The organism is Brachyspira sp. (assembly GCF_050873525.1).
Classification (GTDB): domain Bacteria; phylum Spirochaetota; class Brachyspiria; order Brachyspirales; family Brachyspiraceae; genus Brachyspira.
Map to the genome: position 1 here is coordinate 1 of NZ_JBNMIZ010000221.1, position 4,383 is coordinate 4,383.

Sequence of the window (4,383 nt, forward strand, 5' to 3'; positions counted from 1 at the left end):
AAATTATACAACGCAATTTATTATAAAATTTTATTTAAAATTATTTTCCGCTATAAATCGATTCGATATCTTCTTTCAATAATTTTATTAATTTCTCCGTAAATTCGTATAATTCATTTTCTTCTTCTGGGAATTTAAATTCTTTAACCCATCCGTGCCAAATATCATTGCATTTTTCAAATCCTTTAAATAAATTATGTTTTTCAAGCCAAGCTTTTATATTTTTGTTATCTTGTTCAAGTTTATCTTGCATTTCCTCTCTTGAAAATAAATATAACAAACTTTTATCGTTATAAATATAAATATCTATTGCGTAATTTGTCTTTCTTTTTTCGCTAGGAAAATTTCTCCAAAAACATTGATTATTATAGTTTACTCCGCTAAATTTTTCGACTAAATTATTGACACGAGCTATTGTTAAATTATTATACATATCCGCTATTAATTTAACTTTCTCATATTCTTGAGGCTCTTTTTTAATTTTTTCATAAAATTTTTTGGTTAATGCATCCATTTTAGTTACTCCTGTTTTTCTTAAAATTTTTAAATAATGTTCTAATAATAAAAGCCATTCTTTAGGCTCGTTATCATTCATTTCTTTTAAACTTTTATCTAAAACCATAGTATAAAAATCATTTTCTTCGCCGTCATAACCGATTATAGTTTTTATCAATTCTTTTGGAATTTCTTTAATACTATCTTCCGATGGTTTTTTATAAGAATTTGGCGATAAATATACTATTTTATCTACTTCAAAATTTTTACCGCATGCTTCATAATATCTGAATAATTGCCTTTCTTCGTCATTAGCCCAGTTAAGTTTATTTTCAATTATAATGCAATGAGGTTTTTCTTTATTTTCATTTTCTTCGTCTTCATTATTATCTTTATCGTTTGATTTTATAAGAATATCGATTCTCCCGTTTTTTATTTCATGTTTTATAAAATATTCTGGAATAACCTCATAACCTTCATTAAAATATAAGCTTTCGTCAACTCCGATAAACTTTAGAAAATTCTTTAATATAATTTCATTCTCAAATAATTTCGCTATTATATCGGAATGAAAATTTTCTCTATAGTAAATATCAGATATTAACTCAAAAATATTGAAAGGATAATTCTCTTTAAAATTATTTTTATCAATATATTTTCTATATCTTTGAAGCATATCGCCATCACCATCAATAAATTTTGTCATTATATAGATAGCTTCGTTTATAATATTGTCCGCTAGATTATTATAATAATCGCAAGTATTTTTTAATTCTTCTATATTATAATTCATTTATTCCACCTTTATACATTATATTACAATATATTTTTTAAATTATCAATTATTTATATTAACATGTAAAAATTATCACATGCCGATACTTATCTTTATAATTTTCTTATTTTTATATCTTTAAGTATATTAAAATTTAATATCTCGTTAGGCAATCCTTTTGCATATCCGTCCCACATTATTTCAATATATTCAAGGTTAATCAAATTTTTTATTTCTTTTGGAAATTCTTTTAAATTTTCACACTCTTCTATACATAGTTTTTTAAGTTTAATTAAATTTCCAATCTCTTTTGGAATATACTTTAAGCTTTTGCACAAGTATATATTGAGGTTTTCAAGATTAGTCAAATTACCAATTTCTTTTGGAATATGCTTTAAGTTTTTGCACCAGTATATATTAAGGTTTTCAAGATTAATTAAATTGAATAATTCTCTTGGAAGTTTCTTTAATTTATCAAGACTTATTATTTCTAATTTTTTTAGATTAACTAAATTGCCAATTTCTTTAGGTATATATTTCAAGTTTTTACACCAGCTTATATTAAGATTTTCGAGATTAATTAAATCGAATAATTCTTTTGGCAGTTTCTTTAATTTATCAAGCCTTATTTCTAATTCTTTGAGATTAATTAAATTTGCAATTTCTCTTGGAATATATTTAAAGTTTTTGTTAAAACCTATCTTAAGCCTTTTAAGATTAATTAATTTATATATATCTTTTGGAAAATATTTTATGCTATGGCAGTATATTTCAAGTTTTTCAAGTTTTGTCAAATAGGATATTTCATTTGGAAGTTCTTCTAAATTATTGCAACATATATTAAGAGTTTTAAGATTAACTAAATTTTTTATTTCTTTTGGTATTTCAGTTATTTCTTTACAATTTATTTCAAGATTTTCGAGATTAGGCAAATTAAATATCTCTTTAGGCAATTCTTTTAAACCTTCACAGTTTCCTATATTAAGAGTTTTAAGATTAGTTAAATTCCCTATTTCTTTAGGAATTCCGTTAGGATTTTCAAATTCACTATTAATTTCCAAATATTCAAGATTGGTTAAATTTCCAATTTCTTTTGGCAGACATTTTAAAAAGCAAAGCCACATACTAAGTTTTTTTAAGTTAATTAACTTTCCAATTTCTGCTGGCAATTCATCTATATCTCCTTTATTGTCATGCATATAGAGCATTTTTAATTTGGATAATTCCAATACTTCTTTTGGGAATTCAAATTCGTCAAAATAGTATAATTCCAATTCAATATTCTTTATATTATCTAAATCGTTTATTTTTTTATAAAACCCTTTAAACCGACTAAAATACCTTAAACGAATATTTTCAAGATTCTTTAAATTAAAAATTTCTATAGGAAATTCTTTTAAATTTATTAATCTCTCGCAATGTATAAAATTAAGAGTTTTGAGTTTGGTTAAATTGCTTATTCCATCTGGTAATTCTTTCAAACAAAAGCATTCTATATTAAGAGTTTCAAGATTAATCAAATTAAATATTTCTTTCGGCAAAGTTTTTATAGAAGATTTTATAGTAAGAGTTTTAAGATTAACCAAATTTCCAATATCGTTTGGAATTTCTTCTAAACCATAGCAATATATATACAAACTCTCAAGATTTACAAGTTTAAAAATCTCGTTCGGAATATAAGAAACATTCTTTCTCCAAGAATATTCATTTTCAATCGTAAGTTCTTTAAGATTTAATAACTCGTTTATGTCTTTGGTTTGCAATTTTTTAATATTATACTTTTTAGCCCAATTGTATAAATTATTAATTTCTTTGTTTGTTAAATTATTTTGCATTTTAATTTCTCCTGTTTTAATAAAATTTTTTATATATTAATTATAACATGCAACCAGTATCGCTCACCGATACTAGTTTTTTTATTTTAATTTTGTTTGCTATTCTCTAATATAATATTCTTCATTCCACTTTTTTAAAATTTTAATGTCTTTTTTGATTAAATTGTTTTGCATTTTAATTTCTCCTTTAAGTTTAACTAATTTTTTATTTCTTTCGTAATTTTACTTAAACTTAAACTTTTAATTTTAAATTTTTTAAGTTTAGTTAAATTTTCAATCTCTTTTGTTAGATTTTTTATTTTATAGCAATCTTCAAATTTTAAATGTTTTAGTTTATTCAAATTTGTAATCTCTTTTGGAAATTCTTTTAAGTTATATCCGCGACTTATATCTAAACGCTCGAGGTTAACCAAATTACCAATTTCTTTGGGAAATTTTGTTAAGTTGGTTAGCGCCGAAGAAAAATCTTTAAGTTTTGTTAAATTTCCTATCTCTTTAGGCAATACTTTTAAATTTTTAGAACCTATAATAATATATTCAAGATTGATTAAATTACCAATTTCTTTAGGCAATCTCGCTAATTTGTCGCAATGTATTATAAGTTCTTTAAGATTAACCAAATCTCCAATTTCTTTCGGCAATTCCTCTAAATTCTTGCAGTGTATTATAATTCTTTTAAGATTGGGAAGATTGCATATTTCTTTAGGCAGTTTTTTTAAAGTCATGCTATTTATTTCAAGCTTTTTAAGTTTAGTCAAATTTCCTATTCCTTTGGGCAGTTCTATTAATTTGCCTATAAAATAAGTCCCGATAATAAGCTCTTCAAGATTAATTAAATTCCCAATATCTTTAGGTAATACTTTTAAATTTTTTGACGATATAAAAAGATTTTTAAGATTTACAAGTTTAACAATTTCATTTGGAATAGAAGAAAAGTCTTTTTTATTCCCTATAACCGTAAGATTTTTAATATTTAATAATTTTTTTCTATCTTTGGTTTGCAGTTCTTTAATATTATACTTTTTAGCCCAATTGTATAAATTATTAATTTCTTTTTCAGTTAAATTATTTTCCATTTTATTTCTCCTATTTTTTAATAATTTTTTATATATAATAATTATAACATGCAACCAGTATCGCTCACCGATACTAGTTTTTTATTTGAATTTATATAGAATAAATTTAAAACCGTCTAATATAATTAAAAAATTAATTAAACGGTTTTATTTTCAAATCAATTTATATAAAAATTTATTGAGCTATTTTTTGTTTTAAGAA

3 protein-coding genes are annotated in these 4,383 nt (G+C 22.8%); all 3 read right to left on the minus strand.

Translation table 11 applies throughout. The annotated features are described in order from the left end of the window. Positions 1 to 40: 40 nt before the first annotated feature. The 3 genes from ACR0QS_RS11530 to ACR0QS_RS11540 all read right to left on the minus strand — a co-directional run bounded on the left by ACR0QS_RS11530 (position 41) and on the right by ACR0QS_RS11540 (position 4,181). On the minus strand, positions 41 to 1,288 hold the full coding sequence (locus ACR0QS_RS11530) for a hypothetical protein (protein ID WP_432633597.1): 1,248 nt from the start codon (positions 1,286 to 1,288) through the stop codon (positions 41 to 43). Positions 1,289 to 1,383: 95 nt separating this feature from the next. Next, positions 1,384 to 3,105 carry a leucine-rich repeat domain-containing protein gene (locus ACR0QS_RS11535; RefSeq protein ID WP_432633598.1) on the minus strand — a complete coding sequence of 574 codons (1,722 nt, stop codon included), beginning with the start codon at positions 3,103 to 3,105 and terminating at the stop codon, positions 1,384 to 1,386. Between the two features lie 197 nt (positions 3,106 to 3,302). Then, complete coding sequence (locus tag ACR0QS_RS11540) at positions 3,303 to 4,181, minus strand: leucine-rich repeat domain-containing protein (RefSeq protein ID WP_432633599.1); 879 nt, start codon at positions 4,179 to 4,181, stop codon at positions 3,303 to 3,305. Between the last annotated feature and the right edge of the window lie 202 nt (positions 4,182 to 4,383).

Excerpts from the sequence above, each read along its gene's own strand:
- ACR0QS_RS11530 (WP_432633597.1), bottom strand. The coding sequence starts at position 1,288 with ATGAATTATAATATAGAAGAATTAAAAAATACTTGCGATTATTATAAT.
- ACR0QS_RS11535 (WP_432633598.1), bottom strand. The coding sequence starts at position 3,105 with ATGCAAAATAATTTAACAAACAAAGAAATTAATAATTTATACAATTGG.
- ACR0QS_RS11540 (WP_432633599.1), bottom strand. The coding sequence starts at position 4,181 with ATGGAAAATAATTTAACTGAAAAAGAAATTAATAATTTATACAATTGG.